14 protein-coding genes are annotated in these 21,000 nt (G+C 22.7%); 5 read left to right on the top strand and 9 right to left on the bottom strand.

Annotation, left to right across the window (positions count from 1 at the left end; all coding sequences use genetic code 4):
* Positions 1-113: 113 nt before the first annotated feature.
* On the top strand, positions 114-440 hold the full coding sequence (locus tag EXC65_RS00450; RefSeq protein ID WP_129719534.1) for a hypothetical protein: 327 nt from the start codon (positions 114-116) through the stop codon (positions 438-440).
* 54 nt (positions 441-494) lie between these two features.
* On the opposite strand, the gene EXC65_RS00455 is transcribed toward EXC65_RS00450, so the two are convergent.
* The 7 genes from EXC65_RS00455 to pheS form a co-directional block, all read right to left on the bottom strand.
* Positions 495-1,433 (bottom strand): L-lactate dehydrogenase, encoded by a 939-nt coding sequence (locus EXC65_RS00455; protein ID WP_129719536.1) that lies wholly within the window; start codon positions 1,431-1,433, stop codon positions 495-497.
* A 194-nt stretch (positions 1,434-1,627) separates the two neighbouring features.
* Positions 1,628-1,939 carry a thioredoxin family protein gene (locus EXC65_RS00460; RefSeq protein WP_129719538.1) on the bottom strand — a complete coding sequence of 104 codons (312 nt, stop codon included), beginning with the start codon at positions 1,937-1,939 and terminating at the stop codon, positions 1,628-1,630.
* Between the two features lie 75 nt (positions 1,940-2,014).
* Positions 2,015-3,844: a hypothetical protein gene (locus EXC65_RS00465; RefSeq protein WP_129719540.1), complete on the bottom strand. Its 1,830-nt coding sequence runs from the start codon at positions 3,842-3,844 to the stop codon at positions 2,015-2,017.
* A 301-nt stretch (positions 3,845-4,145) separates the two neighbouring features.
* Positions 4,146-4,337: a flagellar basal body-associated FliL family protein gene (locus tag EXC65_RS00470; protein WP_129719542.1), complete on the bottom strand. Its 192-nt coding sequence runs from the start codon at positions 4,335-4,337 to the stop codon at positions 4,146-4,148.
* A 118-nt stretch (positions 4,338-4,455) separates the two neighbouring features.
* The gene (locus EXC65_RS00475) at positions 4,456-7,563 is read right to left on the bottom strand and encodes a hypothetical protein (RefSeq protein ID WP_129719543.1); all 3,108 of its coding nucleotides are present in this window, start codon (positions 7,561-7,563) and stop codon (positions 4,456-4,458) included.
* A 40-nt stretch (positions 7,564-7,603) separates the two neighbouring features.
* Positions 7,604-9,763 (bottom strand): phenylalanine--tRNA ligase subunit beta, encoded by a 2,160-nt coding sequence (locus EXC65_RS00480; RefSeq protein WP_129719545.1) that lies wholly within the window; start codon positions 9,761-9,763, stop codon positions 7,604-7,606.
* A complete protein-coding gene (gene pheS / locus EXC65_RS00485; RefSeq protein ID WP_129719546.1) occupies positions 9,763-10,710 on the bottom strand; it encodes a phenylalanine--tRNA ligase subunit alpha in 948 nt (315 codons plus the stop codon). The genes EXC65_RS00480 and pheS overlap by 1 nt, the downstream gene beginning before the upstream one ends.
* Positions 10,711-10,850: 140 nt before the next feature.
* On the opposite strand from pheS, the gene EXC65_RS00490 reads away from it, so the two are divergent.
* Together EXC65_RS00490 and EXC65_RS00495 are read left to right on the top strand one after the other, a co-directional pair.
* On the top strand, positions 10,851-12,272 hold the full coding sequence (locus EXC65_RS00490) for a phospholipase D-like domain-containing protein (protein ID WP_165001308.1): 1,422 nt from the start codon (positions 10,851-10,853) through the stop codon (positions 12,270-12,272).
* A gap of 70 nt (positions 12,273-12,342) precedes the next feature.
* On the top strand, positions 12,343-12,609 hold the full coding sequence (locus EXC65_RS00495) for an HPr family phosphocarrier protein (protein ID WP_129719549.1): 267 nt from the start codon (positions 12,343-12,345) through the stop codon (positions 12,607-12,609).
* A 62-nt stretch (positions 12,610-12,671) separates the two neighbouring features.
* Here EXC65_RS00495 and EXC65_RS00500 read toward each other — a convergent pair whose 3' ends face one another.
* Positions 12,672-13,889 (bottom strand): phosphoglycerate kinase, encoded by a 1,218-nt coding sequence (locus tag EXC65_RS00500; protein ID WP_129719551.1) that lies wholly within the window; start codon positions 13,887-13,889, stop codon positions 12,672-12,674.
* A 268-nt stretch (positions 13,890-14,157) separates the two neighbouring features.
* Here EXC65_RS00500 and EXC65_RS00505 point away from each other — a divergent pair, with 268 nt between their 5' ends.
* Complete coding sequence (locus EXC65_RS00505) at positions 14,158-16,023, top strand: hypothetical protein (protein WP_129719552.1); 1,866 nt, start codon at positions 14,158-14,160, stop codon at positions 16,021-16,023.
* A 46-nt stretch (positions 16,024-16,069) separates the two neighbouring features.
* Here EXC65_RS00505 and pepF read toward each other — a convergent pair whose 3' ends face one another.
* Positions 16,070-17,908: an oligoendopeptidase F gene (gene pepF, locus EXC65_RS00510; protein ID WP_129719553.1), complete on the bottom strand. Its 1,839-nt coding sequence runs from the start codon at positions 17,906-17,908 to the stop codon at positions 16,070-16,072.
* A gap of 209 nt (positions 17,909-18,117) precedes the next feature.
* Between pepF and EXC65_RS00515 the strand changes: the two genes are divergently transcribed.
* On the top strand, positions 18,118-20,913 hold the full coding sequence (locus tag EXC65_RS00515) for a GH32 C-terminal domain-containing protein (protein WP_165001309.1): 2,796 nt from the start codon (positions 18,118-18,120) through the stop codon (positions 20,911-20,913).
* Positions 20,914-21,000 lie beyond the last annotated feature (87 nt).

A 21,000-nucleotide genomic window follows, 5' to 3' on the forward strand; every position in this document is an offset into this window, starting at 1 on the left:
ATAATATTTTTTTGCTTTTTTATTAACATAAAAAATGATATTTTCAATATGTAAATAACACAAACAAATATTTTTTAAAACTTAATTTGTACTTTTTGATTATAATTTTTATTATGAACAAAGAAATACAAAAAGTATCTAGTAAAGAATTAAATTTGTCATTTGATTTTGTTATTGAAAAATATTATAACAGAACACTAGAAATAAATATTAATAAACTTTTGCGTGATATAAGTTATGGTCCTAGCTATTTTGATTGGTTTATTGAAGATTTAATCCATTTATTAGATCAAAATAAATATCAAAGAAGATGAGATTATGGAACAATTTTTATTAAAGGATTTGAAAATTTAAAATTAAATTCAAAAGATTTAGAAAGTTTTGTTTGACAATGTAAAAACGTAACTAATTTTGATTTAATTCCAATAATTTTAAAATAGTAAGAAAATAACAAAAACCAGGATATCCCTGGTTTTTGTTATTTTAATTAGTTATTATCTAACAATATCAATAGATTTTTTGATAACATTAATTGAATTGTCTAATTTTGCTTTTTCTTTATCGTTTAATTCTATTTCCATAACTTTTTCTATTCCATTAGCACCTAAAATCGCAGGAACACCAGCTACAACATCATTGTAACCATATTCACCATTCAATAATACACCAACAGGTAATACAATTTTAGAATCAGCTTGAACAGATCTAACAATTTTAGCTAAACAAGCACCAATTCCTCAAAATGTAGCTCTTTTTCTTTCAATAATTTTATATGCTTTTCTTGAAACTGGGAATTCAACATCTTTTTCATAGTTTGTAGCATTAATACCTGAAATTTTTTCAAATTTTGAAAATGGCATACCTGCAATTCTAAATCCTGAATAGTTAACAAGTGATGAATCACCATGTTCACCTAATACAAAAGCTTCAATATTATCTGTAGAAACACCTGTTTTTTGTGAAAGTAAGTATCTCAATCTTGAAGTATCAAGAATTGTTCCTGAACCAATAACTTTTTTATAATCAAAACCTGTTTCTTTAATATATACTCAGGTTATAATATCGACAGGGTTGGAAGCAATAACTGTTATACCTTTAAAGCCATTATCTCTAACTTGTCTTGCTATGTTTCTCATAACTTCAGCATTATCTTTAACCATTTCTAATCTAGTTTCACCAGGTTTTTGTGGTCTTCCTGCAGTAATAACAATAAAATCAGCATCTTTTACATCTTTGTAATCTGCTGCATATACTTTGTATGGTTTTGTAGATGGGAAGATTACATCTTCAAAATCTAACACATTACCATCTCTTGGATTATCAAATTGATCAATTATTCCATATTCACCAGCCAAACCTTGGTTAATGCTTGAATATACAAAAGCTGTACCTACCGCACCAGCTCCTATTAAAATAATTTTTGTTGTTTTCATAAAAAAAAAGTCTCCTTAAAATATTTTGATTTTTTTAAATAATTACAAATAATTTTAAAAATTTGTATACTTAAATTATATTTTATTTTTTATTTTTTTATTAAAAATTCAAAAATTTTATTTTTCTATAATTTAAAAACAGGTAATTAACTAATTTATTATTACCTGTTTTTAAATTATAGAAATTAATTATTTTAAAGATTTTCAAGCACTGATTTAATTTGTTCAAAAGCTTGGAAACCTACTAATGAAGTTATTAAACGTCCATCTTTAAAAATGAATGTTGTTGGTGTGCCTGTTACCATGTATTCTCTTGCAAAATTATTATCTTTTGTAACATCAACTTTATATACTTGAATATTTAATTTATTTGCAACATCTCTTAATACAGGACTCATCATAATGCAAGGTCCACAAGTTGGTGAGTGAAAATTTAAAAGTTGTATACCTTTACCTTCTTTTATAGCATTACCTAATTCTATTTTTGTTACATCTTTTACAAACATATTATCTCCTTAAAATATTTAAATAACTTTATTAATTATTTTAATACATATTTTAATAAATTTGTCAAAATAAAATTATTTTTTTTCTGCTTTAATATATGGCATTACTGCATAAATACTTCTATTTTGCAATCCTTCAGCTTTATCTTTAGGGAATGAAATTTTTATAGCATAAACTTCATTTTTAATAATTGCTTTTACTAAATTTTTACCATCTTTTTCTTCTGCAGTTGAAACATCAGTTGTTTCAATTCATTGACTATTTTCACTTTTTTGGTACTCTATTTTATAACTATTTTCTTTAAAATAATCACTTTGAGGAAAAAATAAAATTTCTAATCCATAAACATAAATTGCTTTTTTATCTTCATTTTTTACTGTTAATGTTAAATAAGGTTCTTCATCTTTATCTTTAGTTTTGGATTTTCAATATGCTTTTTCGCTCCCATAATCAAAAACTGTACTTGGTCTAAAGTCTTCAAATCATTGTTGTATAGAATTAATTGGTTTTGCAAATGCTTTTTTCGTTGCTTTTTTCACTGAATTTCATAGTTTTTTTAATAAAGGAATATCTTCCTCTTTTTCTTCTTCTTCATGTGTATTAACTGCTTCTCAATATGAAGATGCAGAAATTTCTCATTTTTCATCTCTTTGTGTTCTTGTTGATCATTCTTCTAATGGTTCAGCCACATGTTTAGTATCAATTCCAAAAGTATAATCTTTAGATTTATCACCCCGAGTAAATTTAAAAATTAATGATGATTTACCTTGATAGTCATTAACATTTGCTGATTTTACAAATTCATAGTTAATTGTTTCATCAAATAGATTATATTGTTTTAAATCTTTAAAATGTTCATCATTAACTTGATAAGGTAATAACTTTTTGTTATCAATTATTTCTTTGAGTTTCTTAGTAATTTTATTTTTATCATTTTCAATATCATCTAAATATTCTTGATTAGTTTTGAAATTTCATGTTATTTCTTTTTCAATTTGAACATTAACTTCATTTTCTAAATTAGCTTTTAAAAGTATGATACCTTTTCTTGTTTTGTTTTGCTCATTTTGTGAAAAACTATCTTTATTCAATGAAAATTCAAGATTTGTAATTTCAACTTCCCTGCTATCAACATTTATAGATTTATTTTTATCATCATAAGAAAAATCACTAATTGAATATTCATTTAAATTTACTTTGTCTTTTATTTTACGTTGATCTAAAATCTCAATATTTTGATTTGATAAGAAATTTTCAATTTCATTTTTTATTCTTATTTTTGTTATAAAATCACTAAACTTTTGATTATAAAATCTTTTATTTCCATAATCATCACTAACTTCAATTTTAAGTATCATTTCATCTTTGTCTTTATCTTGAATTTCTAATACTTTGTAATTAAAATTGTTTTTAAAATCCTTGTTAAATTTAAAGTGTTCTGCTTTCACTTCATAATAAAAAAGTTTTTGTTTACTATCTTTTAAAATTGGTGAAATTTCTTTTGCCTTTTGGAATTCTTTAAGTCTTTCTTCTATTTTGCGTAATTCAATTTCTTTTTCACTTTCTTTTAAATCAGTTTTTGTTTTTAAATCATTAAGTGTTTTTTTGTCTCGCTCACCTAAAACCACTTTTTTCTCTGTTTTTTCTTCTATAGTTGTTTTTGTTTTATTATTTTTATTATTTTCTATTTTAATATTTTTATTTGGTTGTTCATCTTGTGAAATTTCTATTATATTGTCTATTCTATCAATAGTTGTATCTTCTTTTTCACTTGATTTATAAAAAGTAGATGAAATATAAGTAGGATTTTTAGGTTTTAATAAAACTCCAGCTGTAATAGATCCACCTAATAATAATATTGCTGATGCTAAAATAACAGCTTTTGTTATTTTCTTTTTTTTCATAATTTCCTCGCTTTTAAATATTTTTTATTTTTGCATTTAAAATTATTACTAATTAAAAAAATATAGAAAATTATAAAAAAAAAATAAAAAAAACAATTTTTTTTATAAAAATAAGTAATAAATTTATCTTTTTTTAATCTTTTTTTAAAAAAATAATAAAAATCTTTGTTTTTTTAAAAAATGTGCTTAAAGTTATTAAACTAAATTTATTTAATATTTTACATTTAATTTTTTTATAAGATTTAAATAAAGATAAATAAAAATTTCAACAGTAATAATTACTTTTAAAAATATTCTTTTTTTATCTAGTTTTTTTGTATATCTGTGGTTTTTTGTATACTGGTGGTATATAGTTGTAACGTTTTTTTGTAAAATTATTTTGTGAATGTGTTGTTTTGCTATGAGAAAATGATCTTGCAGCTCCACCACCACCAGCACTTAACAATAAAGCAATTACAAGTATTATCATAAATATTTTTGTTCTTTTTTTCATATACTACCTTATTTTAAAAATATTTTATTTTGTATTTTAAATTATCATTAACTAAAAAAATTATAAAAAAAAATAAAAAAATATAATGAAATTTATATTTTTTTATTTGGTTATACTATTATTTAGACTGTTTAGTTATAGGCATAGCGCCAGCGACTGTTCTTCATTTTAATCCATTTCTTTTTTCTCTTGGGAATTTTATTTTAAAAGAAACAACTTGATCTTTAACGATTGCTTTTACGATATGATGTCTATAACCTTCTTTGCTTTCAATTTGGGGTTTAGTAAAATTATCAACTTTAATTCATGCACTATTTAAACTTTTTTTGTATCAAAATTCATAACTATTTTTTTTAAAATAATCAGAATCATCTCAAAATGCAAATTCATACCCATATGTATAGATAGGTTGTCTTGTTTTAGAAGTTAATATTAATTCTGGATTATCATCATTTTCACTTGCTGATCAATAATGATTTGTTTTACTTAAAGGATAAAATACATATTTAGAAGATCAAGTTCCTTTTCAATTTGAATAATCACTTGAAGATGAAATATCTCATTTTTTTTCTCTTTCATTACTTGTAGGGTATTCTTCTAATTCTTTTGCTATGTAATCAGTTTTTATATCAAATGTAAGAGTTTTTGTTTTATCACCTCTTGTTAGAATGTGCTCTATTTTAGATGTTCCATTAAAATCATTTACATTTGTATTTTTAGCTGAAACATTAATTGTTTTGTGGAAAATATTCCTGCTTATTTCTTTTAAATTAATTTCATATGGCAATCATTTTTTATCTTTAATAATTTTTTGAATTTTATTAAATGATTGATCTTTTTTATTTTCTTCTTCAATTAAATATTCAGTATTTGTTTTGTATTGTCAAGTAATTTCTTTTTCAATTTGTGCTTTTATTTCGTTGTCAGCCTCTGCTTTTATTATAAATTTTGCTTTTCTTTCATGAGTATTTTCATTTTCACTTAAATTTTCAAAAACTAATTCTATTTTAGGATTATTTTTTAAATTAACTGAAATATTTTCAATTTCAAAATTATTAAATTTATTATTTTTAATTTCAAAATATTGATTTAATTCACCATTTAAATAATCTTTTAATCAAGGTTTATCTTTGATGTCTACATTATCTTGAATATTAATTTCAATTTTATTTAACTCATTTTTTAATTGATTTTCAAATGCATTTTTTGTTATAAAATCAGTGAAAAGTGCTTTGTATATTTTAAAAACTTGTGTTTTATTTGTTGAATCAGAAACTTTTATTTCAAAAATATATTGATTATCATTAATTTTGTTAAGATTCAAAATTTCATAATTAAGTTTATTTTCATTTGTATTTTTAATTTCAAATACATTTTTAGATAAATTGAAAAATGCTTTATTTTGATTTGATTTAAATGTTGGTTTTAATTCAGAAGCATTAAAAACCTCATGAATATTATTTATTTTTTGAAAGATTTGCTGTAAGGCTCAGTTTGATTCATTTAAGTATTCAAAATTTTTTATTAATAAATTATTTGTTTTTTCTAAAGAATTAAATAATTTATTTTTGAGTTCTTCTGGTTTTGTTGAAAAATCATTTTCAATATTTTTAAATTCGTTTAAAATATCTCCCAATGTTTTATATACATTAATTTCATTTTCAAGACTCAATGCTTTATCATTAGTGTTTTGGAATTCATTTAATTTCTGTGATTTTTCAATAATTTTTTCATTTAAAATATTTGTTTTGTTTTTTCGAATAAAATTTATTTCATCAATCATGCTTAAAATATCATTATTAAAATTTTCACTATTGTTCAATTCATTTAAATTTTTGTTATTTGTATCATTGATTAATGGTGTGTTTATTTCTTTTTTATTAAAATTAATTCATTTTTCTATTTCATTTACTGAGTTTTTTAAACCTTCTCAATGTTCATCAATAATTTCATCGTCTTTTAAATTACTTAAATTATTTATATCATTTTTGTATTTAGACATTAAAACATTTATTTTTTCTGAAAAATTATTCGCTATTTTAGTAACTTGTTCATCAATTTTTGAAACATTATTTTCATCAATATTTGTCAATGTATTTATTTTGCTTATGAATTCTTTTAAATTTTCACTTGATAAATTATTTTCTAATTTTAAAAACACTTCATTTATTTCATTAAATTTTTCATAATCATCAGTTGAATTTTTTATTTTTTCTAATTCTTGCAATAATTCATTCTTTAAATCATTTTTTATTTTATTAATTTTTTCATAATCATCTTTTATGTTTTTTAATATTATTTGATATTCTTTTTCTTGATTAATTAAAAAATCAATAATTTCATTTGAATTTTTTTCATTTTTTGGAAATTTTTTAATATTTTCTGAAATTTTATTTAATTTTTTAAAATTGTTTTTAAAACTATTATAAGCAAGTTCTAATTTATTTTTTTCATTTATATAATTATCATTTTCAATATCAGTATTTTCAAGTATTGTGAATAATTTTTGAAATTTTTTATCATCTAGTAAAAAATCTTTTATATTATTTTCATCATTTACAAAATCAAAAATTTGTTTTTCAACTTGATCAAAAATATTTTGAATTTTTTCATTTATTTTTTCAATTTTTTTCTTATTATCATTTTGATATTCATAAATGTTTTTCAAATCATTTTTCAATTTTAAAAATTGATTTTCAAAATTAATAAAATCTTTAGTTTTTATGTGTTTATTTTTTTCATAAAAAGAACTAAAGTTTTTAATTTCGTTAAAAATATTATTTTTTTGTTTTTCAGCTAATTCCAAATTTTCTTGAACAGTTAAAGCTTTTTTATCTAACTCTAGAATAAGTTCCTTAACTTTATTTTTATTTTTTAAAACTGAAATAGTATTTTCTTGAGCATCTAAAGTTAAAAGTAAAATATTTAATTCCTCTTTTTGATTTTGAATTAATTTTAAAATTTTATTCAAATCATTTATTTTTTTTATTTTATTTTGTATTAATAATTCTAACTTTTTTTCTTTTTTGTCATCAATATATTTAATTGTTTCATTATTTTTGTTGTTTATAATTTCTTGATGTTTTAGTGATATAGTTTGAGGAAAATGATCATTTTGTTTATTATTTAAAACAAAAAATAAAGAAGCAGGAACAATAACTGCCAATGGAATTAATGGTCCTGCATAAATTAAAATTTTTCTATTTTTTTCTTTTTCTCTTTTCATAATTTAAACCTCTAAAAATTAAACTTTAATTTTAAACAATCTAACTATTATACTTTAAATCTATTTTTTTAGAAGTTTTTTCATCGCAGACAATTTGAATAGTTACTTTTTTAATATTGTCCTGAATAAAAATATCTTTTATTTTTATGTTGTAAATATTGTCTAATTCATTATTTAAAGTTTTTATTTTTGAACTAATACTTTCTTTTTCTTGAAGTTCAAATGTTAAATCCCTAATTTTTAATGGTAAATTATCATAATTTTGAAATTCATTAACAATATAATTTTTTGCTTTTTCTATATTAATTTCAGCATAAAATGCATTAGTTTTACTAATAAATGGAGATATTTTTCCAATTCAACCAATTTTTACATTATCTTTTAAAATAAAAGCACTTACATTATTGTGAAAAATTTCATTATTTGTTCTTTCGAAAGTAAAATCACTATTAAATAAATTTAAAATAATTTGTTTTAAATCATTAAAATTTTTAGTTGTACTTGCTAAACATAAAACTTTGTTTCAAGAATTTACCATTCCAATTTCAAAAATGGAAATATCATTAATTTTTCTTTTTTGATTATATTCTATTATTTCTTCTAATGAAATAGACAATGAATTTCTAATTTGTTCTCTTTCTTTTGAAACAAATGTTTTAAGAGTTAAATTATCTTTAAAATCAAATGGATTGAAAATATTTTTTTCAAATGAAGTTAATGTGTAACTTCTCACTTCATGAAAACCATTAGCAGCAACTTCTTCTTTTAATGTATCTAGTGATTGGATTGAAAAAGTTTGATTTTTAGGCTGTAGTTCTTTAATTTTTGAATAACCATAAAATCTTAAAATTTCTTCAATTATATCATTTATGTTTTCAACATCATTTCTATAATTGGGAATAATAATTTTGTCGTTTTTAAAAATAAATCCTAAAATTTCAAGCGATTTTTTAACTTTTGTAAAATCTAAACTATTTGTTATATTAAAACCAGCAATTTTATTTATTTTATCTTTGTCAAAAAATAATGTTTTATTTTCTGGTTTTTTTAAATTAATAGGTTCAGAAAAAATACTTAAATAATTACTTAAATATTTATGACCTAATTCCATAGTTCCAAAAGAAATATTTTTAGATGATTGCTTAAATGAATTTGTTTCAAGTTTTAATTGTTTTTGTGTATCTCTAATATTTTTAATTGGAAACTTTCCAATTTCAAATATTAGATTTTCACTATCATCATTTAAAGAATACTTTTCTATTCCAATTATCCCAGCAATAGAAACAATGTTTTTATTTCCATCAACAATTCCTAGTGAATTATCAAAATTAATTTCTTTTCCACCAAGAACTTTTGTAGTTTGACTAAATAATTTCGCTTTCAAAGGCGAATTAATCATTTTTTTATTATATGCATGATTTGGCATACCTGAAAGTAAAAAAATTAAATTACTTAAATCTATATAAGGACTAATAAGTTTGATGTTAGATTTCAAAATTAAAAATGAATCATTAATAGTGAGTTTGAACTTTTTATCTACTTTAGCTTCAATTCCTGTTAAAACCCCTAAATTATTCTGAAATTCAAAAGTAGTTTTTAAATTAGGATTTTGAAACTCTATTTCTTTAAATGTGCTATGAAAAAAAGCCGCCAATTCTCTTGCCATTATGTAATATGAATTTGCATCAGGACGATTTGATAAAATTGTAACATTTATCAAATAATCATCAAGATCGAAATAATCTAATGGATCTAAATTTAAATCAACTTTATCAAAGGTAAAAATGCCATTTTCAAATTTTTTTCAAACTAAATTTTTGTCAAAACCTAATTCATCTAAGGAAACTAACATTCCTTCTGAAATTATGCCCTTAAGTTCTTTTTCGGTGAAAATTATATTTTTACTTTTGCTTCCAGGTACAAAAGCCATGATATAGTCATTAGCTTTTACATTTGTTGCATTTGTTTGAATAATTCTAGTTTTGTCATTAAATTCTATTTCACAAACTGTCAATTTATCAGCATTAGGATTTTTATATGTTTTAATAATATGCCCAAATTTAATACCTTCTATTTCATTGAATTTTCAATATTCTTCTACCTCAAATCCAATAGAATTAATCGCATCAACTACATTTTTTATTTGAATCTGTGACTCTAAATTAGCCATTTGCTTAAGTTTTTTAAAAGAAAAAATCATTATTTTACCTTTCTAAATTGATTTAAAAATCTTAAATCATTTTTATATAATTCTCTAATATCACTAATTTTATATTTTATCATAGCTAATCTTTCTATTCCGATGCCAGCTGCAAAAGCATTCATGTCGTTTGTATAACCAGCTATTTTTAAAACATTGTGATGCAACATACCTGCACCTAAAACTTCAATTCAGTTATTTTTATATAGAACATCCACTTCAACTGATGGTTCAGTAAAAGGAAAGTAAGAAGGTCTCAATCTAATTTCGACTTTTTCCTCTAAAACATAGGATAAAAATGATTTTAAAGTTCAAATTAAATTTGGGAAATTTACATAACCAACATTTACAAAATCTAATTGTGTAAATTGATGTGAATGTGTTTGATCATCTTCATCATTTCTATAAACTTTACCAATTGAAAATTGTGCAAAACTTTTATTTTTGTTCTTTTCTAAAACTAAAGCACTTATCCCCGTGTTATGTGTTCTAAGTAAAATATTTTCATCAAAAAACAATGAATCTTGCATTTCTCTAGCTGGGTGACTTTTAGGAATGTTTAATCTTTCAAAATTATATTCATCATTAGTTATTTCACTTTCTTCCATTTCAAAATATCCATTTTGTAAAAATCATTCTTTTATTCTTTGGATAATCAAAGTCAATGGATGTAATGTGGAATTATTATACAAAGGTTCTTCTACATCAATTCATTCATTCTCTATTTGTTTATAAATTTTATTTTTTTCAATTTTTTCTGCTAGTAATTGAAATTGAATTTCTATATTTTCTTTTAATGTTTTTATTTGTTTTCCTATTAAAATTTTCTCATCCTTATTTGCAGTTTTAAGTTTTTGTGTTAAAGCAAAAATTTCTCCGTTTGGTCCGTAAAATTTATTTTTAGCAAGTTTTAAGTCTTCTAATGTTTTAATCTCATTCAAATTCATTTTTACTCCTTAGTTTTTTGTTTTATTTGCTATAATTTTACCAAATGATTAAAAATAAATACATTCAAAAAGTGCTTTATATTTTATTTTTATTAGTTTTAACAACGCTATTTCTTGTGTTAGGTTGGTTTTTTTATAAATTGTTAAAAAAATCTTGAAGTATAGAAATAATAGTTGCATTTTTTCTTTTTTATATTCTTAATATTTTATCAATAATTTTTATTTTAAATCAAGAAAGACATATTGATGCAAAAATTTCTTGAATTTTATTTATGATTTTTTTTCCATTTTTAGGTCAAAGTCTTTTTGTTATTTTTGGAAGAAAATACCATAAAAGAATTAGTGAACTACAATATTTAAAACAAAAAAATAATTTTCATCATTATCAATATGAAAAAGAAAATAAAAAATTTTTAGCTCAAAGTAATTATTTCCATCAAATAAATTCAATATTTGGAAATACACCGAAAAATTTTGAATACAATTTTATTTTTAATGGTTTTGATTTTTATGAAACAATGTTTCAAGATATCATGAGAGCAAAAAAATTTGTTCATATTGAAATTTTTATTGTTAAAAAAAGTTTTATTTGAAACAGATTAAAAACTATTTTAATCAAAAAAGCTAAAGAAGGTGTTGAAATACGGTTGATACTTGATGGTTTAGGTTCGTATGAAGTTTTAAAAAAAGATAAAGAAATGTTAAAAAAAGAAAATATTCAACTTATCACTTATAACAAATTAAAATTTCCTTTTATTTCATCTAGAAGTTTTTATAGAATCCACAAAAAAATTTTTATTATAGATGGAGAAATTGCATATATTGGCGGAAACAATATTTCTGATGAATATTCAAATTTTAGCCCATATTACGGTATTTGATTTGATACTAATTTAAGATTGGAAGGACCTATTGTTGAAGATATTTCACAAGCTTTTGTTGATGATTGAAATTCGTGAACTAATCATGAAATTATTTCTAGCCATAAATATGTACACAAAAATGAGACAAAAACCTTTGATAATCTAGGGGCAATCTTTCAAGGCGGCCCCAATGTTGACATATCACTATTAGAAACTTATTTAATTCAATTATTTTATAGCTCTAAAAAAGAAATAAAAATTTTTACACCTTATTTTATTCCGACAGAAAGGATATTTATTGCTTTAAAAGAAATTTTAATGACTAATAGAAAAATTAAAATTTACATTCCAGGTAAATTTGATAAAAATTATGTCAAACCTTTTACTTTATATTATTGCAGAGAACTTGAAAAATTAGGGGCTGAAATTTTTAGTTATGAAAATTCTTTCGCCCATAGTAAAGCGATTATTATTGATGATGAAATAGGTTATATTGGAACTATGAACTTAGATATTCGAAGTTTGTATTCGCAATATGAAATTAATATTTTAATAACAGGTAATGCTATTAATGAATATTTACAACATATTGAATATTTAAAGAAGCATGATGTTATAACACCTTTTTTTAAGAAAAAAAATAATAAAAAACATAGAATTAATAAAATTTTTGTTTTATTATTTAAACCATTACTTTAATTTTAATAATAAATATGCTAAAATTATTTAAGTAAATTAAATAAAAATTTAAAATAAATAAGGAGACAAAATGGTATCATTCACTGCTAAAATAGTAGATCCTTTAGGATTACACGCTAGACCTGCATCTAAAATAGCACAAATAGCTGCTAAATTTCCAGCAGAAATTAAAATTATTACTTCTGATAATAGAATAGCTAATGCTAAATCAATTATGAATATTATGTCATTAGGGATCAAGGCTGGTTCTACTTTAATAGTTGAAGTTTCAGGAGAAAATGAAAGTGCAGTTTTAGAAACTATTAAAAAAACAATGATTGAAAATAATTTAATTTAATAAGTCTTAAATTTTCAAAAAAATAGAATGTCAACTAGACATTCTATTTTTTATTTATCACTTTATTTATCATGGATAGCAGCTATACCAGGAAGTGTTTTGCCTTCTAAAAATTCAATTGAAGCCCCTCCACCAGTTGAAATATGGTTGAATGCTGATTCATATCCTAATTTTTCAACAGCAGCTATTGAATCACCACCACCAACTACTTTATAACCACCTCTAATTTTTGAAATAGTTTTAGCAATTTCTTCTGTTCCATGTTTGAAATTATCCAATTCTGTAATACCAACAGGTCCATTTCATAAAATTGTTTTAGCTTTCTTTAATTCAGAACTAAATAATGCAATTGTATATTGTCCAATATCCATTCCCATTTCATTAACATTAATTTTAAAAGGATTTGTGTTTCCATTTTCAACTCTTGGTTGATTTTCAAAATTAATTCCAATTGCATTGTCGACAGGTAAAATAAGTTTTTTACCATATTTTTTAATTAAACTTTCTGCTAATTCAACTTTTGATAAATCTAATAATGACTCACCAACATCATATCCAAGTGCATATCTAAAGGTGAATGCCATTCCACCACCAATTAAAACTTTATCTGCTTTTTCTAATAAGCTAGATACTATATTAATTTTATCTGATATCTTAGCTCCACCAATAACAGCAACAAAAGGTCTTTGAGGATTTACTAATACTTTATTTAAAGCTTTGATCTCTTTTTCCATTAAATATCCCATAGCTGCCACTTCAATGTTATTTGATATCCCCACATTAGATGCATGGCTTCTATGTGCAGTTCCAAAAGCATCATTAATAAACACATCTCCAAGTGATGCTCAATATTTTCCTAGTTCTTCACTATTTTTTGATTCAGATTTATCATTTAAGTCTTCAAATCTTGTATTTTCAACTAATAAAACATCACCTTCATTCATTTGCGCAATTTTATTTTCTAAAATTTCACCTCTTGTTTCTGGCACAAAAATAACATTTTTGTTTAATAATTTACTTAGTTCATCTGCAACTGGTTTTAAAGTTTTGTTTATTTTATCTTCTTCTGATTTAACTCTTCCCAAATGTGAAAAAATAATCGCTTTTCCTTTATCATCTATAACTTTTTGTATTGTTTTTAAAGATGCTTGAATTCTTTTTATAGAAGTGATTTTTCCTTCAACAATAGGGACATTAAAATCTACTCTGATCAAAACTTTTTTTCCCTCAAGTTTTAAGTCATCAATTCTATATTTTTTTTCTAAATCTTTTAATTCCATATTTTCCTTTCGAGTATTTATTATATACTAACAATAAGTTTAGCACTTTTTATGCTATATTTACAAAATATTTTTTTTATTTTTGTAATAATTTAATTTTATTTAATAAAATAGTATAATTAAATGCAACAATTTTAAAAAATAGTGTAAAATTTTAATAATTAGTTTAAAAGTAAAAAAATAAACACAAAAAAATATTCGTTGTTTTTAAAGTTTAATATTTTATTAAAATAAAGAATAAATCTAAAATAATGCAGGAGAAAAAAACATGATATTAAAGTTTTATTGTTCAAAAATCAAAAATAAAAAAACAGGTGAATTTGAATATCGTTTTAAAGCGATGAAGGAGAAAGAATATAAAATTTTTCATTCTCTAGAAGAAACTATAGAACACTTGAAATCTTTAAAACTTAATGCAACTATGTGATTAAGAGAAAACGAGGTTTTTGTTAGTTCAATTAAAACTAGAATTGATGAAGATCAAGAAAATGTTGAGGTTGAAATTGTTCACTTTAAAAATAAAAAGGAAGAAGATATTACCACTTCGGTTGAAAAAGAAGTTGTTGAAATTCCTACTCCAATTTATGATATACCTGTTGAAGTTGAGCAACCAGAAATTTTAACTCAATCAAATTATACAATAACAACAGCAAGTTTTAATCTCGATGATGTTCAAGCTATTAAAGAAGAAATTATTGCAAAAAGAGCAACTAGAGAGTATGTTATTGAAGAAGGTTATGTTTCTGATTTAGATGATATAGATATTCATCATAAAAATCTTGATGATACATGTGAGCTATGTATTGGTGACACTTCTACATATCATTTAACTGATACACATATGCATAATTTGAATGTATTAGATAATGAAGAACCAACAGATGAAGTTATCTATGAATACCAAGAAGAAGTAATTGAATCTGAACCTACTTTTTCAGTTGATGAAACTGAAAAATATGAATATATCGAAATTGAACCTACCCCTGAACCTGATTTTGAATGTCAAGATTGTAAATTATTACAAAATGAAAATGAATTATTAGACGAATTCTCACCTTGTCATGGTTGCGAAGTAGCAAATTTACTTCCTGAAGCTGAAGAAATTATTTTTGAGCCTGAACCAGAATTTGATCCAACAAATGATCTTTTATATGGTAAATATCCTGAATACGATGAATTCGAAGAGCAACCTGAATGTCCTAGATGTAATAATCTATGAAGTGATGATGAATTTTCAAATAACTTAATACAGCAAGAAGGAATGTCTGAATGAGAATTTAAAGAGGATTATATTGTTGAATCAGAAGTTGATAGATGAACAAGTGCTTTAGGATCAGAATGCAACTGTGAAAATAATGAAGTGTGCATGAATTTAGATGAAGAAATATTGGATTTAAATACTCAAATTTCTGCTTTAGAAGAAACAGTTCCAGCACCTATTGTTGAAGAAGAAATTCAAATTTGTGAAGAATGTGAAAAAGATAAAAATGACTTTATCAAAGAAGAGGAAGACCATTTAGCTAAATTAAATATTCATGGACATCAATGAGAAGAACATGAATTATGATGTAGAGAATGCAAGATTATCAATGCTGATATTAGTCTTTGAGAATACAATTCTAGAACACAAAAGATTATGGATGAATCACCAGAAATAGGTCATGATCTTTGTTCTATGGATTGAGAAATCGATAAAGACCCTTTATCTATTGATGTATTAAAAGATGACATTTTAGATGAAAAAGAAATGGTTGTTGATTTATCTAGAGATGATTTAGTAGTTTCAGGAAAAGTATTAACATACAATCAAAATGAAAACATAATTGATGATGGAAATTATGTATTATGAAATCAAGTTACAAATGAAATTATTCCTGTTAATGTAATGGATATCACAGACATTAATGCGAGAGATAATCTTCATGTTCGAATGGCTGATGAAATTAACATTATTAATAGAGATTGTGTTGAAGTTTCAAAAGAAGATACAGAATATGCTGTTGAAAGAAATGAAAATTTTTTGGTTGAAACACTTTGAACTAGAACTAATTTTGCATTATGATTTATTTTATGAATTACAATCGCAATATTTATTTTACTCTTTATAATATTTATGATATTATTCTTTGTTTAATTAAAAAAACACCAAAAATTGGTGTTTTTTTAATTAACTTAAATATTTATTTTGTTTTTTTAATTTTAAAAATTTGATTTCCTAACTTTTCAAAAGTTTTAACCTTGTCATTTAATAAATCAAAAGCAAGTTGAATTACTGATTCTTCTTCTAAATTAATACCTGCATCTTTTAAAATTTCAATTGGTCATTTACTTCCACCTGCTGATAAAAACTTCTTAATGTAATTTTCTAATTCACTTTTACCATTTTGCTTATATTTTTGATAAAAAATATTCGCCACTATATAACCTACTGCATATTTATAAACATAAAAATCATAATAAAAATGGGGTATAGTCACACTAGAGATATTTTCTATTTTTCCTTTTTTAATTTTTTTAGGATCTTTTGCATAATCTTTGTGAATATTTACATAAATTTCTTCTAAAGCTTCATATGAATTAATTGGTTCTTTATTATCTATTTTTTTATAAAGTTCAAATTCATAATTGGATCAAAAAGTTTGTTTTATTACTGTTTGATAAAAATCATCAATTGATTTTTTAACTAAATCAAATTTCAATTTGATATTATTATTTTTATTGAAAAAATAATCTAAAAGCATTAGTTCGTTAAAAATAGAAGCAATTTCTGCCAAAATTATTGGATAACTAGATAAAACATAAGGCTGAGTTTTGTCACTATATCATGAGTGCATAGAATGTCCCATTTCATGAGCTAATGTTGAAACACCATCAAATGTTCCATCATAATTCATTAAAATTAATTTCTTCTCAACACCATAACTTTGACCAATAGAATAAGCTCCACCTCTTTTATTTGGTACATGGTGATAATCTACTCATCTTTGTTCAAGAGCTTCTTTTACTTTGTTGTAATATTCATTTCCCATTGGTTTTATAGCTTCTAAAAGAATTTCTTTCGCTTCTTCAATGCTATAATTTTGTTTTACATTTATAAGAGGTAGTTTACTATTTCAGACATTATATGGTTCATTGTATTTCTTTTTATAAAAAATAGCATTTAATTTTTCATATTTTCTATAAATGTAAATATTTTTTTTAGTTGTATTATAAAGATTTTCAACTAATTTTACATTAATTCTATCTGAAAATAATTTAGAGTCCACAAGTGATTTATAACCTCTAATTTTGGCTTTTGTAGAATCTGATTTAATATGTTGTATTAAAAGAGAACTAAAACTAGATTTATGTTCTAAATAACCATTATAAAAATTTTCATAAGCTTGTTTTCTAATGTTGCTATTTTTGTTTAAAAGAAAATTTTTATAATTTGTAGAATTTAAAGTATATTTTTTCCCTTTTTCATCAATTATGTCTTTAAACTTTGTTTCACTATTATATAAAATTGAAAATGTTTCATATAATGAAACTTCACCTTGTTTTGAATCAACAATAAATTTTTCAATCTCATCATTTAATTTATATTTTTCACATTCGAGCATATCATCAATATCTTTTTTATATTCACTAACTTTTGGATCATTTTTTCATTTCTCAATATTATCAATGTTTTTGAAAAATAAAGAAATTGTTGAACCAATTTTTGCTTCAAATTGATCTAATTTATTTTTAAAAATAGCATAATTTTTGTTATTTTCACTATCAACAACATTTGTTGATTTTTTATTATATAAATAGTTATCAACTTTGTTCAAATAAATTCCAAATTCTTGTGATTTTTTTTGATATTTTAAATAATTCTCTATTGTTTTAAACTGATTATCTTTATTTTGGACTAGAAAATCACTATATTTATCAAATTCATTAATTAAATGATTTATTGTTTTACCTTCTAATAAATGTTCTAAATCAAATCTATATTTTTCTGGTATTTCATAATAATTTTTAAACTTTTTCATGTTTTTCCTTTCATGTTTTTTACATATTATATTAATAAAATATTATATTAATAAAATTTTTTTTTTATATTTTGAACTATCCGAAAAAATCTTTTATTTTATTTTTTTAAATTTTAATATCTAAAATAAATTAAATTTTTATAAAATAAAGTATAATTTAAATAAAATATTTTTAATATATTAAAATGTACAAAAAAGGAAGTAAAAATATGTTATTTAAATTTAGAAAAAAAAATAATGATAAATTAAAAAAAATAGATTTTCCAGTTGACAAAAAAGAACAAAAATTAAATGAATCAAATGTTTGACATAACAAAAAAGAAAATGATGTTTTTAATAACAAACTTCATTTATCTGCATTTTCTGGAATTTTAGGACTTCCAAGTAATTTAATTAAACATAATAAAAATTACAGTCTCTCATATGAATCAAATAAAATTTTTGGATCATCAAAATTAAAAGAAATTTCAACCTTTATAACTCAAGATTTTTTAAATTATAAAGATGTGGGAGTTACTAATGAGGCGACAGTTAAAGAAGAAAAAGATTCAATTTTAGCAGGTGGTGACTTATTATACAAAGGTAAGTTTTATAGATATTACACTGGCTTTAATGAAAGTGATATTGATTTCGACCCTGAAAACACTATGACTTACACATTGGTAGCTGAATTCGATCCTGAAACATCCCAAATAAAAAAAGAAACTAAAAAAGTTTTATTTAAAATGGATCGTTACAAACAAACTCCAGTTTCGAGAAATCCAAAATGTTATTACATTAATGGGTCATTTTACATTATTTTAGGTATTCAAAATTATAATTCACAAGGAGCATTAGCTGTTTATAAATCAGATTTTCCAGATCGTGATTTTAAATATGAAGGTGAAATTACTTTTAATGATCAGTTACTATTTTGAGATGCTTACTTTTTTGTTTCGCCTGTTTATTTCAAGTTAAATGATAAAGATGTTTTCTTATTTTCTACTGTTGGAAAAACAAAATTTGTTGATGAAAATACTATGAATCCAAACTCTACATATTTTGTAATTGGAAAATTAGACTTTAAAAAATTAACTTTTGATGTTGAAAAAATACAAAAAGTTGATGAAGGGTTTGATTTTTATGGAAGTAGAATTTTTGAAAATGATACAGACTTTGTAATGTTTTCTTTAATTTCTAATTCAAATGCTGATGATGAATTAGCGATAGAAAATGGATGAATGAATAATCTCTCATTACCAAGAATTTTAAGTTATAAAGATAAATCAATTTTCCAAAATGTTCATCCTAATATTTACAAATTAAGAAAAGTTTATTCAGCAATTGAAAATGAAATGTCATTTGCTAATAGATTACAAAATATTATTGTAAATAATTTTAATGATAAATTTGAAGAAAAAGACTTTGAAATTGAGTTTTTTAATGATGAAGGGAAAAAATTTATTATTAAATGGGAAAAAGGTGAATTTAGTGTTGATAAGTCACGATCTTTATTTGTTGTAGGTAAAGAATTTGGTCAAGTTTGAACTAAAAAAATACCAAGAATCCACTTTTTGGAAATTTTCTTAGATAATTCTGTTATTGAAATTTTTATTAACCATGGAGAATATACATTTACAAGCAAATATTACATTCCAGGTTTATTAAAAGCGAAATTTACTAATTTAAAAGGTGGCGCTGCTTTTGAATTAAACCCAATTAATGTGGAATGAAGAAAAACAAAAACTGCTTTAATTTCTGGTGAAATTATTGTTGATGAAAATCAAAAAATTCTTGGAAGCACATATAACATAGTTGAAAGATTAGCTGAAAAGAAACATAATATTGTCAAACTTTTAACAACAATTGGAGAAAATCAAAAAGCTGATGTTATTAAAAAAGAATTAGATAATTTAAATGTAAGCACTTTAAATTTAATTACAAATCCAGATAAAAGACATTCATGACATGATTTTGTTCTAAATTCTGATGAAACCATTTTATCTACAAACCAACTAGAAAGAATTAATTTTAATACTTTTGTTTTAGCATCTTCTGAATCATTATTAAGTACTAAATCATTTGAAAGTTACCAAGAAATAATTAAAGAAGTTAAATTAAGACATAAACCATTTATTTATAGACCTAATTTAAATTCTTTTGTTTTATCAAAACTTAAAAATTTAACTAAAGAAACTGTTCTTTTACCAAGAGTTAAATCACTTATTGATGAAAGTTGATTAACTATCTTAGATCAAAGTGAATTATTAACATTAAGTGAAACAAATGATGTTGATGAAGCTATTAAAAAGACACTTGCAGAGCAAAAGGCTGACAACATATTAGTTGTTACAGATAACAAATTATATTTATTGTCTAAAAATAATCATTACAATACTCTGATATTGCCAGAATTAACAGATTTTGCTAGAGAAAGATTAATTGATAGATCAAGTGGGTTGTTAATTCATGGAATAATGAGAATTGAAGAGTCAGAATTAAATAGAGTTGAACTATGACAATGAATTCAAAAAACCTTTAAGTTAGTTGCATTTTGTGAAAAATTCAAAAGCAAAACTACAGAATTAGAAAATTTAAATTCTGAACATTTAAATCTATTGTTGACTAAAGATGAATATGATATATTCGAATTAGAACCAGAACCTGAAATATCTGAAATCAATGAAGAAATTTTAGAAATTATTGATGAGCCAAAAGATGAAATAGTGGATGAGTTTACAGAATCAGAAGATGTAACTGAATTTGTTGAGACAATTGAAGTAGATGAAGATGAAGTTATAGAACAAGAACATATGAGTGAATCAATTAACTCAATTAATGAAGAAGAAGTTATCGAGACAATTGAAGTAGATAAAGGCGAAGTTATAGAGACAACTGAAACTTTAGAAGAAGACAAAACATCAATTCCAGAAGAAGATGACTGTCACTTTTATGTTACTCTAGAGGAACTTCAAAATCAAACAATTGATTGCGGATGTGAGGAAAAAAATAAGAATTTAAAATAATTTTTTTATATTAATTACTATATAAAAAAATTATTTTTTATTTAAAAACAATTTGAAAATTGTTGAAAAAATTATGCAAAGGAGTTA

Origin of the sequence: Mesomycoplasma neurolyticum (assembly GCF_900660485.1) — a bacterium.
Classification (GTDB): domain Bacteria; phylum Bacillota_I; class Bacilli_A; order Mycoplasmatales; family Metamycoplasmataceae; genus Mesomycoplasma_A; species Mesomycoplasma_A neurolyticum.